At 70.6% G+C, this 14,237-nt stretch carries 11 protein-coding genes and 2 pseudogenes; 5 read left to right on the top strand and 8 right to left on the bottom strand.

Annotated elements, in window-relative coordinates:
- Positions 1-232 precede the first annotated feature (232 nt).
- From FREUN1FDRAFT_RS17820 to FREUN1FDRAFT_RS17800, 5 genes are all read right to left on the bottom strand, one after another.
- Complete coding sequence (locus FREUN1FDRAFT_RS17820) at positions 233-724, bottom strand: hypothetical protein (protein WP_006541519.1); 492 nt, start codon at positions 722-724, stop codon at positions 233-235.
- A 23-nt stretch (positions 725-747) separates the two neighbouring features.
- The gene (locus FREUN1FDRAFT_RS17815; protein WP_006541518.1) at positions 748-2,121 is read right to left on the bottom strand and encodes a patatin-like phospholipase family protein; all 1,374 of its coding nucleotides are present in this window, start codon (positions 2,119-2,121) and stop codon (positions 748-750) included.
- Positions 2,122-2,262: 141 nt separating this feature from the next.
- Positions 2,263-2,769, bottom strand: a complete 507-nt coding sequence (locus FREUN1FDRAFT_RS17810; RefSeq protein ID WP_006541517.1) for a transcriptional regulator — start codon at positions 2,767-2,769, stop codon at positions 2,263-2,265.
- Between the two features lie 591 nt (positions 2,770-3,360).
- Positions 3,361-4,719 carry a chromosome partitioning protein gene (locus tag FREUN1FDRAFT_RS17805; protein ID WP_006541516.1) on the bottom strand — a complete coding sequence of 453 codons (1,359 nt, stop codon included), beginning with the start codon at positions 4,717-4,719 and terminating at the stop codon, positions 3,361-3,363.
- Positions 4,716-5,540, bottom strand: coding sequence for an SAF domain-containing protein (locus FREUN1FDRAFT_RS17800; protein WP_006541515.1), 825 nt, complete (start codon positions 5,538-5,540; stop codon positions 4,716-4,718). Before FREUN1FDRAFT_RS17800 ends, FREUN1FDRAFT_RS17805 begins: the two co-directional genes overlap by 4 nt.
- A gap of 541 nt (positions 5,541-6,081) precedes the next feature.
- Here FREUN1FDRAFT_RS17800 and FREUN1FDRAFT_RS17795 point away from each other — a divergent pair.
- Positions 6,082-6,318: a helix-turn-helix domain-containing protein gene (locus FREUN1FDRAFT_RS17795; protein ID WP_006541514.1), complete on the top strand. Its 237-nt coding sequence runs from the start codon at positions 6,082-6,084 to the stop codon at positions 6,316-6,318.
- 71 nt (positions 6,319-6,389) lie between these two features.
- On the opposite strand, the gene FREUN1FDRAFT_RS17790 is transcribed toward FREUN1FDRAFT_RS17795, so the two are convergent.
- A complete protein-coding gene (locus FREUN1FDRAFT_RS17790) occupies positions 6,390-6,959 on the bottom strand; it encodes a hypothetical protein (RefSeq protein ID WP_006541513.1) in 570 nt (189 codons plus the stop codon).
- A gap of 217 nt (positions 6,960-7,176) precedes the next feature.
- On the opposite strand from FREUN1FDRAFT_RS17790, the gene FREUN1FDRAFT_RS17785 reads away from it, so the two are divergent.
- Both FREUN1FDRAFT_RS17785 and FREUN1FDRAFT_RS17780 read left to right on the top strand, forming a co-directional pair.
- Positions 7,177-8,541: a LysM peptidoglycan-binding domain-containing protein gene (locus FREUN1FDRAFT_RS17785; protein WP_232295256.1), complete on the top strand. Its 1,365-nt coding sequence runs from the start codon at positions 7,177-7,179 to the stop codon at positions 8,539-8,541.
- 63 nt (positions 8,542-8,604) lie between these two features.
- Entirely contained in the window at positions 8,605-9,282 is a 678-nt protein-coding gene (locus tag FREUN1FDRAFT_RS17780; protein WP_006541511.1) for an Rv3235 family protein, read from the top strand.
- A 151-nt stretch (positions 9,283-9,433) separates the two neighbouring features.
- Here FREUN1FDRAFT_RS17780 and secA read toward each other — a convergent pair whose 3' ends face one another.
- Positions 9,434-12,370: a preprotein translocase subunit SecA gene (gene secA, locus FREUN1FDRAFT_RS17775; RefSeq protein WP_006541510.1), complete on the bottom strand. Its 2,937-nt coding sequence runs from the start codon at positions 12,368-12,370 to the stop codon at positions 9,434-9,436.
- 323 nt (positions 12,371-12,693) lie between these two features.
- On the opposite strand from secA, the gene FREUN1FDRAFT_RS17770 reads away from it, so the two are divergent.
- On the top strand, positions 12,694-13,299 hold the full coding sequence (locus FREUN1FDRAFT_RS17770) for a GNAT family N-acetyltransferase (RefSeq protein WP_006541509.1): 606 nt from the start codon (positions 12,694-12,696) through the stop codon (positions 13,297-13,299).
- Positions 13,300-13,423: 124 nt separating this feature from the next.
- On the opposite strand, the pseudogene FREUN1FDRAFT_RS17765 reads toward FREUN1FDRAFT_RS17770, so the two are convergent.
- Positions 13,424-13,729: pseudogene (locus tag FREUN1FDRAFT_RS17765) on the bottom strand (helix-turn-helix transcriptional regulator); the annotation flags it as partial.
- Between the two features lie 134 nt (positions 13,730-13,863).
- Here FREUN1FDRAFT_RS17765 and FREUN1FDRAFT_RS17760 point away from each other — a divergent pair.
- Positions 13,864-14,237, top strand: a pseudogene (locus tag FREUN1FDRAFT_RS17760) (transposase domain-containing protein); the annotation flags it as partial.

Genomic DNA, 14,237 nt, shown 5'->3' with positions numbered 1-14,237 from the left:
GCAAAAGGACAATCAATCAGCAAGTGACGACAACGACCGCTGTCGATCGGCTGTCAGCGTGTCGGCGCTGACAGGACAGGGGAAACACGACGGATCACACCGCCACAGCTCATCAGCAGTGCGACCGGGCAGCACGGGCCCGTGCGAACGGGGCGGACCCCCGTGAACGGGGCGGACCCGTGCGAACGGGGCGCCGCTACGCGCCGCCAGGGCTGGACGTGACTGCCACCACTCAGAGGAGGTCGGCGAGCTCCTGGGTGGCGAACCACAGGAGCTCGAAGCCCTCGGCACCGTCGACGACGAAGGCGGCGTCATCGCTGCCGAGATCAGCCTCGAGCACGGCGTCGACAGCCGCACGCACGGCGGCCTGCGCCTCGTCGTCCGCCGGATCGTCTGTGTGGACGGCGCGGACGGAGGCCAGCGGGACGGGCCCGAGCACCTCCACCGCGCCCCGCTCCAGGTCGTCGCGGACCCGGACGCCCTTTTCCTCCACATCGGCGGCGAACACGAACCGCCGCGGCGGGGCGTCAGGGTCAGCGTCCAGCAGGCGCAGGCATGCCCGTGCCGCGTTCTGCAGCGCCGCGAACTCCATCTCCTCGGTGTCGGACTGGCTGTACCACTCCCGCAGCGCCGGAGTGACCGCGAACGCGGTGCCGGCCGGCACCGTCCGATCCCGCAGCACCGCTCGGGCGGCCGTGAGCGTGGAGGGAAGGTAGACGCGCATGGGGTCAGTGTGGCAACCCCGCGTCAGCCGACCAGACCGAGGTCCGCGTTCTGGTCCTCCACACCGCCGCCAGCCGCACCGCCGGTCGTGGCCCGGGCGCCCCGGCCCGGCTGATCCAGTGACTTCTCCAGTGACTTCTCCGACCTCCGTGGGCCGGTGGCACCGGCACCACCGCCGGTACCACCCGCTGCGTGTGGGCCGGTCGCACCCGTACCACGCGGACCGGTCGCACCCGTGCCGCGTGAGCCGGCAGCGCCCGTGCCACGCGGACCGGTAGCGCCCGTTCGACGCGGGCCGGTCGCACCCGCGCTCGCGGCGGCACCGGCCGCGGCGGCGGCCCGCGCCGGACGTACCGGCACCTCCTGCAGCGCCCGCAGGGCCTGCGTCGACGTACGCAGCGACGTCTCGAACACCTCCGCGCGCCGGGTCAGGTCCATCATGTTGCCGCCGATGACCTCAAGATCCTCTGGCCCAGGGCAGAGCACCGTCACCCGGATGCCCGCGGCCTGGACGAGTTCGATCTCGCGGGCCAGCCGGCGGGTCGCGGCCCGGCGCATCTGCCGCTCGACGAGCGCGACGGCGCCGCGCGGGCGGTCACATTCGAACGAGCAGGCGGGCGCGAGCACCGTCACCTCGTCCAGGTCGGAGTCCGCGAGGAGGTCGAGGGAAGCAGGCGAGCGGGTCCCGCCGTCGACGAACCGGCGGCCGGCGATTCTGATCGGCGCGTACCAGCCGGGAATCGCGCAGGACGCCATCACCGCCTCTGGCAGCGGGGCCGGCGGAGCGCTTTCGGAGCCGAACAGCACCCGGCCGCCGGTGTCGAAGTCCATCGCCACGACGCGCAGCCCTGGGCTGCGTGGCCAGCCGTTCGGCTTGAGGGCCGTCAGTGTCCGTCCGCGCCGGGCACCGGGCGGGACGGACGCCGAACGCTTCGCCGAGAGCGGATCGAGCGGCTCGTCGAGGCGCGCCACCGCCGCGGAGACCAGGTCGCCGATCGCCGCGATCTGCCCGCGCCCCTGCGGAAGCAGGGCCGCCAGCGCCACCATCGGCGAAGCCTGGCGGGGATGAAGCGCAGTCGCGGTCAGCAGCCGCGGCGACCCCATCCGCATCCGCGGCCGGGGTGGCAGCGAGGCACCGAGGTCGCGGTAGTCCAGCACCGGATAGCCCGGCTCGAAGATCCCCCGCTCCGAGTTCACCATCACGTCCGCGCCGACTCCGAGACCGAGCAGCGCGGCGATGACCGATCCCGCCGACGTTCCGACGACGACATCATGGTCCCGGACGTCGATGCCCTGCTCCGTCTCGATCGCGCGCAACGCGCCGATCATCCAGGCGGATCCGAGCACACCGCCCGCACCGAGCACGAGTCCCCTGTGCGAAGCCCGCTTCCTCGGCATTGCGTCACCTCCCGGCGCGGTGCGTTCGGCCACCACACGGGTCCGGGTGTGCATGTGACACCGATGTCGCCGCTCCCTCGCGGGCCGCCCGCGCCTGCTGGCTACAACCGGCCCGACCCGACAGAAATGCCGGCCCTGCTCCTACTCCGGCGGCTCGTGCGGCTCATGTTCCTCGGGGAAGCTGGTCTCGAGCACTCCCCACGAACGTAGCCTCTCGGCGAACTCCTGGGGGGTCGTGTCGTGTAGGAGCGCCAGCGCCCGAACGTCACCGTCGCGGATGGACAGCACGTGACCGGCGTAGTCGTCACGCTGCCGCTGAATCTGCGCGACCCATCTCCGCACCAGGGCAGACGAGTCCGGCGGCGCCGCGGCGAGCTTCTCGAGATTGAGCACCGTGCGCGGCCTGCGTTCCCGCGGTGGCAGCTGGTCCTCGTTTGGCAACAGCGCGGAGACCGGAACGCCGTAGAAGCCGGCGAGCTCCGACAGCTGATGGACGCTGATCATCCGATCACCGCGTTCATAGGAGCCGACCGCGGCGGTCTTCCACCGACCACGCGACTTCTGTTCTACGCCCTGCAGAGACAACCCCTGCTGGATCCGGATTGCCCGTAGGCGAGAACCCACGGCCTTCGCGTACTCCCGGCTCATCCGACACACCCCCTGTCGTCTCGACCGAGCGATCGACGTGTTCCGTCAGCACGCTGACCTGCGCGATGACGCCTCACGCACACACTAACTTAACGTCCCCGAAAGCGACGATTCACCATCCGACAGGCGAATGATGCAGATAGCGGTGAGTCCGCCACCCAGCCGGACCTGGTTAACACGGGCCGCGGCGTAGTGCTCACCACGGGACGCGATGTTCGACCTCCCTGTCGCTCATAGCCAGGACTTCGCCACTGCTCGCGGATAACCGCTCGACGATTCGATGCCCCTGAATCGCTCCCTGTAACCATTGGGGTCACCGACGGCCGGCGCCCGCCCGACGAATGTCACAACGATCCGATCAGCGGCCGTGGAATTTGTCCGCGCTGAGCCCCAAATCACGCGATTTGAATCGCCATATCAGGTATGGGCAGTCCGGAACGACTGGACTCGGCCGCGATGGCAGACGCCCGTGACGGACCTCGGCGCCGGACTCGGCGCCAGCCGGGATGGCCGAGAGGGCCGAGAGGGCCGAGAGGGCCGAGAGGGCCGAGAGGGCCGGGATGGCCGGGATGGCAGGCAGATCAGCGGCGATCAGCGTTGCGCCCGGCGCAGTGTCGAGCGCCGCCGTCGTGAGGTGGCCGCGGCACCGGCCAGCGCCGCGGCAAGGTCCCGAACCGCGAGCCGAGCCGGTGAGGCCGGTGCGATGTCGCGCAGGAGCTGGCCGGAGGCCGCCGCCGCGTCCAGACCGGCGAGATCATGGGGAACCAGCGCCACGGGCTCACGCCCGGTGTGCCGGACCATCGCACGCGACACCTCGCGGCGCGGATCCCCGCCGACCACCGAGCCGCGCAGCTTGTTGACCACGATCAGCGGGTCGGCGTGTGGGACGACCTCGCGCAGCTCCGCGAGCCCCCGGACGAACCGCACCAGACCGACCGGCTCGGCGGACGCGACCGCGAGCACGGTGTCCGCCGCCTCGAGGACCGCAAGCGTCGCGCCGTTACGCCGTGGCGCCGTGGTGTCGAAGGAAAGCTCCTCGTCCGTTTCCAGGCAGAAGCCACAGTCGACGACCACGAACGAGGTGAGCCGGCGGGACAGCGCGATGACCGTCTCCACCGAGGTGGGCCGAAGCTCGGGCCAGCGCGACGGCCGGGAGATCCCCGGCAGCACGCGCAGACCGCCGCCGAGGTCCCGGCAAAGCATGGCGAGCCGGGGGACGTCCAGCAGGCCCTGGTTTGCCGAGCGCGCAGCGGCGGCGAGGCCGGGCGCCTCCTCCAGCAGGCCTACATGCTGACCGATGGAACCGCCGTACGAATCCGCGTCGATGAGAAGAGTGGGGCGGCCGAGCCCGGCGAGCTCGGCCGCCAGGCCCAGCGCGATCGTCGTCCGCCCCGGAGAACCGACGGGACCCCACACCGCGATCACTCGGCCCTGCGTGAGCTCGCCGGTCGCCTCGACGCCGTCGATGCCACCGAGACCGGCGACGCTGCCGACGCCACCGACGGAGGATCCCGGCCCGAGCGGTCGCAGGCCGGCGAGCGGCTCGCTGAAGGCCGCGGGAAGCGCCGGCGGACCGGCCAGGTCCGTCAACGCCCGGGTGGCCTCGACCACCGCGGTCGCGACCACCTCGGCAGTGGCGTCCGCAGTGATCACAGCGACGACGCCGAGCTGACGCAGCCGACGATCCGCGTCCTCGTCACCGGGCGCAATCAGGCCGACGACGGCGACGCCGGACATTGCCAGCCGGGCCAGTGCCTCCCTGTCCAACCGCCTCAGGTCGGCGGAGAGCAGCGCGGCCCGCGCCGCGCCGGTCGTCGCGGCGGCGAGCAGGTCGGGAAGGTCGACGCAGCGACGCACAACGGTGACACCCAGGTCATGACGGTCGAAGGCCGAGACGAGCCCGGCCTCCACGACCGAGTCGGTGACCGCGGTCAGAATCGGCAGGCTCACCGCCCGTACCCCGGCACCGCGGACGGGCCGGGCACCCCGACCTCTCCCCGCGCATCACGTTCGAGCTTCACCACGTCGACCCGTTCGCTCTGGGACGCGGCGACCGCGCGGATCGCGTCCTCCACCGGCACCCTCAGCTCAAGGGAGTGGTCGCCGCCGCTCAGCCGGTCTTCGGAGACGAACTCGACGTCGTGCAGCACCTGGATCTCGGCACCCGCGCCACTGGCCGCGGCCCGCTGCTCCGCGCCGCCGCCCGACGAGCCGGAGCCAGCGCCGGAACCCGAACCTGCACCCGAACCAGAACCCGTACCGGCATCGGTGGAGGGCGGTGCGGCATCCGGCTGGTAGACGAAGACGTCGACATGATCGCCCGGGGTGAGCGCCGGCAGTCGGCCAGCCTTGACGATCACTGGCACGAGCCTGGTCGCCGTGGCGCTGGCCCCGGCGAAATCGGCGCCGCTGAGCAGCTCCCCGCGGCTGACCGGACGCGCCAGCGTGGCCCCGACGAGCTCACTGCGCCGATCTCCGGGGTAGTACCGGTCGGACGTGGCGTGGTCCAGCTGCGCGCTGACCGTTCGAAGGTCGCCTTCGACGACGAGATGGCCCACCGGGAGGTCCGCGGCGGCGACGACCCACTGCCTGCTCTGATCCGCCGCCGTGAACAGGCGGGTGCCGGCCACGACGGACACGAGCACCAGCAACACACCGACAAGCAGCCGCGAATCCCGCCAACGGCGCCGGCCCAGTCTTCGCGCCGCGGGCGACGGCGGAACTGGCGGGGTCGGTTCCGGTCGCGCCGGCGCGACGGTCAGCTCGGTCACCGGGCCCTCCTCACTCCTCGCTGCTCCAGCCGCGTCGAGCCGCGCCCCGGACACAGCCGGCGCAGGGCGGGGTGGACCCGCCCGAAGCAGCGGACGCCTGGACGAACCCTACGGTCGCAGAGCGTACGTAGTCGACGACCACAAACTCCTCTATTCGGCCATACCGCATGGAGTCGTCACCGTCGCCGCCCGCCGTCGCCTCATCCGACCTTCCTGACATATGACGCCTGACGACCCCCTCACGATGCGCAGCGGCCGGGACGGGCATAAGGCTGCTGGGTGCGCAGACCGCCGCCACCGTGCCTGACCTGGCCTGATGGATCTGCCCGGAGGGAGCTCGGCGCAGAATGGACGACAGGGCGCCGGGGAGCGCCGACGTGTCGTCGGCCTCGAAGCGACTGCCCGGGCAACTGTCAGATAACAGCCCATCAGGCGGTATCGCGCGCAGTTATCCACAAGCCGAGGCATTCGAACGCGATGCGATGCGGGAACTCTGATACACAGGGAAGACGCGCCGACCGTCACCGGAGAGGGGGCGTTGATGAACGACCGCTTCCTTCAGCTCAGCGATGTGGCGGAGATCCTCAACATCTCTGCCAGCCAGACGTACGCACTCGTCCGCTCTGGTGAGCTACCGGCCATCAAGATCGGCGGGCGGGGCCAGTGGCGGGTTGAGCGCACCGAGCTCGAGGCCTACATCCAGCGCGCCTACGAGCAGACGCGGGCCTTCGTCGCGGCCAATCCGATGAGTCGCAACGAGGCCGTTCCCGACGACTGACACGGCGGCCGATCAGACGACTGACCAGGCCCGCCCCTGGCCTGCCACGGCCGTTCTGGCGCTCGCGCCCCTCAGCTTCGGCGGATGAAGGCGAGCCCGTCGAAGGGAATCGTCCAGCCGGAGCGGATCTCCGCCCTGCGGGCGAACTCCCCCAGCGGGTGTTCCGCGAGTTCCAGGAAGTCCGCGCCGACGCGCAGCAGCGTGCCGGTCAGCGCGGCCCCTCCCAGCAGCGTGACCACGCAGACCGACCGGTCTCGCACGAGACCCCGCACGACATGCCGTAGATCGAGGCGCGCGGCCAGGCGGCCCTCGTGCCCCGGCTGAGCCGATACCGCGGTCAACCCACGGACCGCGAGCAGCGAGGCTCGGGGCACCAGCAGCTCGGTCGACCCCGTCTCGTTCAGCAGAAGCCAGTCGACACCCAGCGCGGAGAGCCTGCCGTTGACGGCGAACGGGCCCGGGCCGGGCCCGCCGCGCAGTAGGCAGCGCACCTCGGAGCCGATGGCCGGCCGCATCCGGTCGAGCATGCGCAGATAGGCGGCCTCTCTGCGGGTCCGGTCCGCGATCTCCGCATCCAGCTCGGCCGCCTCCGCGGCCTCCCACTGCAGTTCGAGATCCGAAAAAAGATCTTCCCAGCGCATCCGTGCGCCAACCTCCGCCCTCACCGATCAACCGTCACCAAGACGAGTAAACGCGGCAGAGCGGATTGACATCCACCCTCTCGCGGGTTACACAAGCAAACGTAACCAAACTGCACCGTTCGCGCATCAGCTCCCTGACCCCGAGCTAATGCGCTTTACAGCACGGTCAGCGATCGTCATCCCTGCCTACTCACGGCCAGCGCAAAGAAGATCGTCCGTGTCAGGCACCCGAATCCACATCGGACGGACGGGTACGAAGAGCATGATCTCAGGGGCAAGACGGGACATCGCCGCTCGGGTAGGCGGCGCGACGGCCGCCCTCGGCATCGCCGCGGTACTGGTCCTGCTCGGTCCACGGTTGGCCGACTTCCCCTCGAAGCCGGGCGAGGTCTGGCCATGGTTTCGCGGAACACCCGAGCTGGCCCTCGCCAACTGTCTGGGGCTCATCGCCTGGATCTGCCTGCTGTGGTTGTGCGCGGGGGTGGTCCTCGGAGCACTGGCCGCTCTGCCGGGTGCCGCTGGCCGCGTCTTCGCCGCCCTGGCCCGTCGGGTCCTGCCCAGGGCCGTACGCCGGATCGTCGAGGTCGGGCTCGGGGTCACACTCGTGGCCGCCAGCGTCAGCCCACTCGTCGCCGCCAGCCCCGCCTCCGCCGCCACCACCACCGGTTCAGCGCACGCGACCGCCGTCACCCAGTCGGTGTCCGCAGCGCCAGGCGGCACAGGCACCGCTTCGCCGCAGACCAGTGAGCACAGCTGGCCCTTCCTCGGGCATGACAACACGGGGCCGAACAACACCGGTCCGAACGGCTCAGGGCTCGGGAGCACGTCCACGGGCAGCACGTCCACGGGCAGCACGTCGACGGGCAGTACCGACGAACTGCGCGCCGCCGTCGGAGACGTCCTTCCGGACGACCTCCTGATCGTGCCACTGACTCCGGTGCGGGCAGCGGGAACAGCCGCGGCCCCGGCGCAGTCGACCGCGCTGACCGCCCGTGACCCCGGCAGCCAGCCCGCGGCCACGGCGACCACCCCTGCTTCGGAGCAGGGGTGGCCCAGCCTCAGCCATCCCACGAACAGCAAGCCGGGTCCCCCGCCTGGCCAGCCCGATGCCTCCGGCACCACCAGCCAGCCCGGCTCCACCAGCCAGCCCAACCCCACCAACACCACCGGCCCCACGAGCCAACCCAGCCCGACCCGCCCGCCCAGTGCCACCAGCCGACCCGCCGCAGGCCAGTCCAGTCCCAGCAGCCAGCCCAGCCAGCCGGACACCGCTACCCGACCGCCCGCAGCAACCGTTGATCCTGTCGTGCCGGCCGCACCGCTGGGCACCGGCACGCCGGCGACAGCACCCGGCGCACCGCCACAGAACCCGATGTCCAGCGCGGGCGGATCAGCCGAGATCGTCGTGCTGCGGGGGGACAGTCTCTGGTCCATCGTCGCCCGCCACCTCGGCCCGGGCGCGACGTCCGAACAGATCGCCGCCGAGTGGCCGCGCTGGTGGTCCGCGAACGCCGATGTGATCGGGCCTGACCCAGATCTGATCCTGCCGGGTCAGCGCCTCGTCCCACCACCTGCGTCCTGAGCCGACCGTTTCCGACCGCCTACACCCGACCGCCCAACGCCCGACCGCTGTGAAAGGCCCGCCGTGACTGCGACGACCGCCCTGACCCTGCCCCGTCGTCGGCGTCCCCACGTGGTCGCCGTGCCCGGGCTGCTGCCCGTGCGCTCTGTCGACCCGCCCTACGACGACGAGATCGCCCCGGGCACCGGGGCGGCTCCCGGTGCCCGGCACCGCTCGATCGACCGGCCACGACCCGGACGAGCCACCGGCGGCGCCGTCTCGACAGCTCCTCGGGAGGTCACCAGCGGGGCACATCGACTCGCCGAGCGGGGAGCGCTCCGCCCGCTGCTGCCGGAGCAGCTGACCTTGCCGCTGTCCCGCCAGCGCGAGCAGAGCCCACCGCGCCGTGCGGCGTTCGCCCCGGCGACGAGCGGGCACCCACAGCACCCGCAGGCACCGGACCCGCGGCGCACCGCCGCCGTCGTCGTCCGCCTGATCGTCGAGGTTCTCTCCGGTGCGCGCCCGATGGCGCATCTCACCCCATGGACGACCGCCGACCTCCAGCACGACCTTCAACGGACCGCGGCGGCGCTCACCAACCGCCAGCCCAGCCAGGTACGCAGCGTGCGGGTCAGCGAGCCGACGCCCGGCATCGCCGAGGTCAGCGCCGTGATCAGTCGAGGCCAGCGCATGCGGGCGCTGGCACTCCGAATGGAGCGCGGCGCGGACCGCTGGCAGGTGACCACCTTGCAGCTCGGCTGATCAGGCCCGCCCCGGCCGTTCAGAACCGGGGTTGCTCAACCGAGCAGCCCCGGTTCTGCCGAGCCCTGGCAATGCCGAGCCCTGGCGATGCCGAGTCGCGAACACGCCGGCCAGCGGACCGCAGGCATGCTCTGCGGTCGCAGCGCCGCGGTCAGTCGCTGCGCCGTGCCGGGTCACCGTGGCAACGCTTGAACTTTCGACCCGACCCACAGGGGCACGGCGCGTTGCGCGCCGTACGCGCCGCGCCGCCCTCACCTGCACTGACACCGCGGCCCATCGCGCCGCCCGCGCCCGAACCGCGGCCGGCACCGTTCGTCAGCCCAGCTCCGCTGTCGACGGTGACGGTGGGCGTGGCGTCACCGTCAACGCTCGGCGCCGAGTACTGCAGGTTTCCCGATGGACGGCGGGGTTCCAGGCCCTTGACGAAGACCGGTGGCGGCACCGGGGCCGGGGTGGGCACCGGAACAGCCGGTGGCACCGGCGAAACCCGACCGGCGGCACCCGCCCCACTGGCATCGGGCGCAGGCGGAAGCTGCGGCGCGGCTGGTGCGACCGCTGGCGCCTCCGGCGCGGCGGCCTCCGCGTCCCGACCGGGAACCTGGACGTCGACGTTGAACAGGAGGCGGACCGACTCCTCCTTGATCCCCTCCATCATCGTCTGGAACATGTCGAAGCCCTCGCGCTGGTACTCGACGACCGGGTCGCGCTGACCCATCGCCCGCAGGCCGATGCCCTCCTGCAGGTAGTCCATCTCGTACAGGTGCTCGCGCCACTTGCGGTCGAGCACCGCCAGTACCACCCTGCGCTCCAGCTCGCGCATCACCGCTTCGCCGTCCGGCTTGTCACCGAGGTCCAGCTCACGGCGGTCATAGGCTTCCTGGGCATCCGCCTGAAGATCTTCGAGAAGCAGGTCGGAGGTCAGCCCCTCGCGGTCGTCCGTGCCCGGCGCGTCCACTCCGATCGGGTAGAGCTGCCCGAGGCCGGTCCAGAGCGTCTCGAGGTCCCACTCCTCCGGGTAGCCCTCGCCCGTGGCACCCCGGACGTACCCCTCAATGGTGTCGTCGACGAAGTGGCGAACCTGCTCGTGCAGGTCGGCTCCCTCGAGAACCTTGCGGCGCTCCTCGTAGATCACGGTGCGCTGCTTGTTCATGACCTCGTCGTACTTGAGAACGTTCTTGCGGATCTCGAAGTTCTGGCCCTCGACCTGGGTCTGCGCGGAACGAATCGCGCGGGTGACGATCTTCGATTCGATCGGCACGTCGTCCGGGATGTTGAGGCGGTCCATGATGCCCTCGACCGCGGCGGCGTTGAACAGCCGCATGAGGTCGTCGCCCAGCGAGAGGTAGAACCGGGACTCGCCGCGGTCACCCTGGCGCCCGGCACGACCACGCAGCTGGTTGTCGATACGGCGGGACTCGTGACGCTCCGTACCCAGAACATAGAGACCGCCGGCGTCAACGACCGCCTCATGCTCGGCCGCGACCGAGGCCCGTGCTTTCTCCAGCGCCTCGGACCAGGCGGCCTCGTAGTCGTCGGGAGTCTCGACCGGAGAAAGACCGCGCTGGCGGAGCTCCGCCTGCGCGATGAACTCGGGGTTGCCACCGAGCATGATGTCAGTGCCTCGGCCGGCCATGTTGGTGGCCACGGTGACAGCGCCCCGCCGCCCCGCCTCGGCGATGATGTGGGCCTCACGCTCGTGCTGCTTGGCGTTCAGCACCTCGTGCTTCACACCGCGCTTGGTCAGCTGCTTGGACAGGTACTCCGACTTCTCGACACTGGTCGTGCCGACGAGGACCGGCTGCCCCTTCTCATGGCGCTCCGCGATGTCCTCGACGACGGCGTCGAACTTGGCGACCTCGGTCTTGTAGACGACGTCCGGCTGGTCCGCCCTGGCCATCGCCTTGTTGGTCGGAATGGGGACCACGCCGAGCTTGTAGATCTGGTGGAACTCGGCGGCCTCGGTCATGGCCGTGCCGGTCATCCCGGACAGTTTGTCGTACAGCCGGAAGTAGTTCTGGAGAGTGATCGTCGCCAGGGTCTGGTTCTCCTGCCGGATCTCGACCTTCTCCTTGGCCTCGATCGCCTGGTGCATGCCCTCGCTGTAGCGGCGACCGTGCAGAACCCGGCCGGTGAACTCGTCGACGATGAGGACCTCGCCATCGGTGACGATGTAGTCCTTGTCCACCTTGTAAAGCTCTTTGGCCTTCAGCGAGTTGTTGAGGTAGCCGACGAGCGGGGTGTTCACCGACTCATAGAGGTTCTCGATGCCGAGCTGGTCCTCGACCTTCTCGACCCCGGCCTCGGTGATCGCGACCGTACGCTTGCCCTCCTCGACCTCGTAGTCGACGTCCCGCTCCAGCAGCGGGGCGATGCGGGCGAACTCGGTGTACCAACGGGTCGGGTTGTCGGCGGGGCCACTGATGATCAGCGGCGTGCGGGCCTCGTCGATGAGGATCGAGTCGACCTCGTCGACCACCGCGAAGTGGTGACCGCGCTGGACCAGCTCGTCCGCACTCCAGGACATGTTGTCGCGCAGGTAGTCGAAGCCGAACTCGTTGTTGGTGCCATAGGTGATGTCGCACCGGTACTGCTGGCGACGCGCCGCGGGTGGCATCTGCGGGTGGATGACGCCGACCGTCAGGCCGAGGAAGCGGTGAACGCGGCCCATGTTCTCCGCGTCACGCCGGGCCAGGTAGTCGTTCACCGTGACGATGTGGACGCCGTCCCCCGCCAGCGCGTTGAGGTAGGCGGGCAGAGTGGAGACCAGGGTCTTGCCCTCACCGGTCTTCATCTCGGCGATGTTGCCCATGTGCAGCGCCGCGCCGCCCATGATCTGGACGTCGAAGTGACGCTGGCCGAGCGTCCGCCGGGCGGCCTCACGCACCACCGCGAACGCTTCGGGCAGCAGGGAGTCGAGGGTCTCGTCCTCGTTCGCCAGGCGCTGGCGGAACTCGTCGGTCATCCCGCGCAGCTCGGCGTCGGTCAGCCCGGTGAAGTCGTCCTCAATGAGGTTCACCTGCTCGGCGATCGCCTTGAGCTTGCGCAGAATCCGGCCCTCACCGGCACGCAAGATCTTGTCTAGAACCACGGCGGAACCCCTCCGGCAGGCATGTCGGCGAACTCACCGACACCACGATGCTAGTCCCTCGATCGTCGCCCACGGCCCCAGCTCGAACCACCGGCGACGCGGTGGGTTCACCGGGACACGTCGGCATGCCCGGACAGCCGCGTTCGGCCCTCTCCCACCGACACGTCCAACGTCTGTGGGGTGGCGCCGGTGCCCGCCGGCCACACCGACGACGGACAACACGCCCACCCGGCACCACCACGGCCAGTCGTGCATCAACCTGCCCGCCCGACGCCGACGCGCCCGCTCGACACGGCCACGCCAGACGCTGGCATCGTGACGGTATGCGTCCCGACATCAGGCCCGATCGACACGGGGCAGCGCCGCTCCCGGCCCGGCCGCCGCTGGAACCGGTCGAGATCACGGCGGGAGCACTCCATCTGCGCCCCTGGCGAACGACCGACGCGGGCGCGATGTTCAGCGCCTGCCAGGACCTGGAGATCCAGCGGTGGACACAGGTCCCCGCGCCGTACACGCGGGAGCACGCCGAGGACTTCGTCGGCCGGCAGGCCAGGGCGGCCTGGGCCGCGGCCACCAGCACGCCGCTCGCGGTCGTCGACGCCACCACGGAGGCGCTGCTGGCCTCCGTCACTCTGCAGAGCATGACCGACGAGGGTGACGCCGAGATCGCCTTCTGGTGCGTCCCCGAGGCGCGCGGTCAGGGGGTCACGACCCGCGCCGCCGCCGCGTTGCTGCGTTGGGGATTCGGGGCGCTCGGCCTGGAGCGGGTCGAGTGGCGGGCCGCGGTGGGTAACCACGGGTCCCTGCGGGTCGCCCAGAAGCTCGGCTTCACCCTGGACGGCACCCTGCGCCACGCCATCGTTCTCGGCGACGGCGCCCGGCACGACTGCTGGGTCGGCTCACGCCTGGCGACAGACCCGCCCGTCTGAACAGCCCGCAGGCGTCCCCTGGGCCGTCCGGGAACCGGAAGCGGCCGCCGGAGGCGCCGTGGCGCCTCCGGGCGCCGAAGGCCAAGCCCGATGCCCGAGAGGCCATCGGGGCGTGTGCAGCCTGTCAGGTGATTTCGAGCAGCTTCTCCCGAACCGCGTAGACCACGGCCTCCATTCGGGAGTGCAGCTGCAGCTTCTCCAGGATGTTGCGGATGTGGTTCTTGACGGTGTTCTCGCTGATGTAGAGCTGCTTGGCGATGTCGCGGTTGTTCAGACCCTTGGCCACCAGCCGGAGGACCTCCATCTCCCGGTCGGTCAGCCGCGGAGTCGGGAGCTGGGGGCGGTCGTCCTTCGTCTTGATCATCGCGGCGAACTCGCTGAGCAGCTTGGACGCCATGGATGGGCTGATGAGGCTCTGGCCGTTGTAGACCCAAGGCCGCGTAGTTAGGCGTGGTTGGTGGCTGTCAAGGGACGTCGGCGTGTCGTGGTGCTGGTGGTGAACGCGCAACGGGACCGCTGGTAGGTAGGAGATCCGCCAAGATCCGCCTGCTGCCAGAGGTCCCGTTGCCTGCTCAGTGTCCCACGGTCTGTCTGACGCGTTCCCTCACGGTCGCCGAGGGGGTGTTCGCGCCCGGGCATCTGGGTGAACTGACCCAGCACGCGCCGTTCGAGCTGGTCGATGCCGTGCTGACGGAAACCGGCCGTGTGCAGCAGCGGGTGCGTGATCTACCCAGCCGGGTCGGGATGTACTTCGTTCTCGCGCTGGGCCTGTACGGGCATCTGGGGTACGCCCGTGTGTGGGACAAGCTCGTGGCCGGGCTGCGGGACCTGCCCGGCCTGGTGCTGGTCACGCCTTCGGAGAAGGCGCTGCGGGACCTGCGCCGCCGGATCGGGCCCGCCCCGGTCGAAGGCACTGTTCGAGGTGGTCGCAGGGCCGC

Source organism: Parafrankia sp. EUN1f (assembly GCF_000177675.1).
GTDB lineage: Bacteria > Actinomycetota > Actinomycetes > Frankiales > Frankiaceae > Parafrankia.
The sequence above is the reverse complement of the archived record's forward strand: the minus strand, read 5'-3'. Positions and strand labels throughout refer to the sequence as shown.